Origin of the sequence: Microcystis sp. M53602_WE12 (genome assembly GCF_030065455.1) — a bacterium.
In the GTDB taxonomy this organism is placed as follows: Bacteria; Cyanobacteriota; Cyanobacteriia; order Cyanobacteriales; family Microcystaceae; genus Microcystis; species Microcystis aeruginosa.
Genome location: NZ_JASJFB010000259.1, coordinates 1 through 2699, shown reverse-complemented (window position 1 = coordinate 2699; position 2699 = coordinate 1). Strand labels below are relative to the sequence as shown.

Sequence of the window (2699 nt, the reverse complement as noted above, 5' to 3'; positions counted from 1 at the left end):
CTCAATTAACATCGATTTTTCCCAGGGTATCAACGAGAAAACTAACCCGATTCTCCGCAATAATGATGTGGTTGTGGTTCATCGTAGCGGTCTGGCCTCTGCCACCGACACCCTCGGCACGGTTTTAAGTCCCTTTACCGGTCTGACAGGCCTCTTCAACGGATTTTTAAATCTTTTCCGTTAAAAAAGTTCACTTTACCCCGATGTCATTAGCCCAGTAATCGAGCTAATAATAGATATAGAAACGGCAAAAAGTCGTGAGCAGTCACGGCTTTTCTGCTCAATAGACTCAGGAAAGAAAACTATGATTTTTCTCCTTACTCTAGCCCTCATCGCCCTGTCGATTAGCTATAATGTTCAAGGCGAAATAATTAGCCTCAGTACCCGCTTATTAGGTCTTTTTTGTGGCTTGTTAAGTTTGTTCTTTACACCCCTACTGGTAAAGGTTTTTATCCTTGTCACTTTAGTCCTCTTTAGCTGAGATTTTAAACCCTAAACCCGACTAAAACCCTAAGCATACATAACCCATCAAAAAAACTGTTATGCAAAAACGCTATCTCGGTCAGACTAATATAGAAATTACTCCCCTTCTTGTGGGTACTTGGCAAGCAGGAAAAAAGATGTGGGCAGGTATTGAAGATGAGGAAAGTATTAAGGCTATTCGTGCAGCTTTTGAGGCAGGAATTACCACTGTAGATACAGCCGAAATCTACGGGGAAGGTCACTCAGAATTGATTGTCGCTCAAGCTTTAGCCGATATGCGAGAACAGGTAATTTATGCCACCAAAGTCTTTGCTAATCACCTCAAATATGAGCAAGTTATCGCAGCTTGCGAGCGCTCTTTAAAAAACCTCCAAACTGATTATATAGATATTTACCAAATTCATTGGCCTAGTGGTTCATGGAACACGGAAATAGTGCCTATTTCTGAAACTATGGCCGCTCTTAATTATCTAAAGGCACAGGGAAAAATTCGCGCTATAGGGGTTTCCAATTTCTCCCGCTCTCAACTGGAAGAAGCCAGTCAATACGGCAGAATTGAGAGTATTCAACCTCCCTATTCTCTGTTTTGGCGCTCGGTAGAAAAGGAAATTATGCCCTATTGTATAGAAAATAATATTTCTATTCTCGCCTATTCTCCCCTTGCCCAAGGTTTATTAACAGGAAAATTTAGAAATGGTTATCAGTTGGCAGCGGAAGACCATAGAATTAAAAATAAACTCTTTCATGGCGAAAACTTTCAGAGGGTACAAGCGGCTTTAAATCAATTAGAACCGATTGCTGACCGCTATAATTGTTCCCTAGCTCAATTATCTCTTGCTTGGTTAATTAAGCAACCCCAAACTAATGCAATTGCTGGGGTAAGAAATGCTGCTCAAGCAGTTAATAACGCTCAGGCAATGACAATTAATTTAACCCCAGAAGACCTAAAATTAATTGATAATATTGGTAAACAGGTAACTGATTTCTTGGATGATAATCCCGTGCTGTGGGATTTCTAAAAATTATGCAGCAGTTATCCTAAGGGTGAGATAGAAGTTTTGGTGGGTGCATCTCAACATTTGCAGAAATACCGACAATCAGCAATTATCAGTGACTCTTAAATTGGTACAAAAATATGAACAATCGCGTCTAAGCATCCCACCGAAAAACTAATGCGCTCCGGGGTTTGGGGGCGGCGCCACGACCCCAACGGGGGGGTTGGGGGGTAGAACCCCCCAAAAGCTTGGATTGAGTGATAAAATCGGAAGTAACGGCCAATTTTAAAAGAGAGTTTCCCTTTAAAAATCCCAACTTAGTAGATTTACGAAAGTGAGATTCAGTTCCTGTTCTTTGATTGTAACTGGCTACTTAGTTGATGATAGGTGGTGCGTTAGTAACGCACCCTACGACTGGCTACTTAGTTGATGATAGGTGGTGCGTTAGTAACGCACCCTACGTTTTACTTCATCTTTATGAGAAAGGCTTGATATTTAATTCTCAGGAAAAAGCCTGTATAATGATAGCTATAGTCCGATTCTGATCGCAGGATTATCCCTATGGCTAAATCCAAAAAACACAATCTGCAATGGATCAAAGAAACCCTCGACTTAAATCCAGATCATAACTGGAAATCTAGTCCAGGTAATAGTATTTTTGTAGCTGGTCGCGGTGCAGTGCGCTTTGAAGTTCCTCAAGATTGGCATTTTGAACCCGATGATAATTCCTTTCGTTTTTTGGATAGAAAACCCCCCAATGATGATTGTCGTTTAGAGGTTTCCTATAATTTACTTCCCCCCGGAGATTGGAAAGAATTACCCCTAAAAGGAATGGTCAAAAAGTTAGCTCGTGAAGATAGCCGCAATCCTCACGAAATTGGCGAAGTTATCCAAGAAAAACGCCAAACTGCGCGCATTGTTTGGGTGCAAATTCAATTCATCGACCCCCAAGAAAATCGGCCAGCTTATTCCCGTATTGCCGTGGGTATTGGTTCTGGAGTTCAATGTTTAATTACTATGGATTATTGGGTCGATGATGCGGAAAAATTCACCCCCGTCTGGGATACGGTTATCTCCTCGCTGGTGTTAGGTTTATACATTCGCGATCCCCGCAGCGGTTTAGCTTTCCCCGACTAAAGGTAATAGCAATTTTGCAGGAAAATTTCCTTGACAAAAAACCTTAATTGTGATAATGGAAAAATCGATCGCTCGACTCTGGTG

At 41.4% G+C, this 2699-nt stretch carries 2 protein-coding genes and 1 pseudogene; all 3 read left to right on the top strand.

What is annotated here, in order from left to right; translation table 11 throughout:
- Positions 1 to 184, top strand: a pseudogene (locus PX482_RS09520) (sugar ABC transporter substrate-binding protein); the annotation flags it as partial.
- Between the two features lie 358 nt (positions 185 to 542).
- Positions 543 to 1502: an aldo/keto reductase gene (locus PX482_RS09515; RefSeq protein WP_288023581.1), complete on the top strand. Its 960-nt coding sequence runs from the start codon at positions 543 to 545 to the stop codon at positions 1500 to 1502.
- A 537-nt stretch (positions 1503 to 2039) separates the two neighbouring features.
- On the top strand, positions 2040 to 2615 hold the full coding sequence (locus tag PX482_RS09510) for an Alr1449 family protein (RefSeq protein ID WP_288023583.1): 576 nt from the start codon (positions 2040 to 2042) through the stop codon (positions 2613 to 2615).
- Positions 2616 to 2699 lie beyond the last annotated feature (84 nt).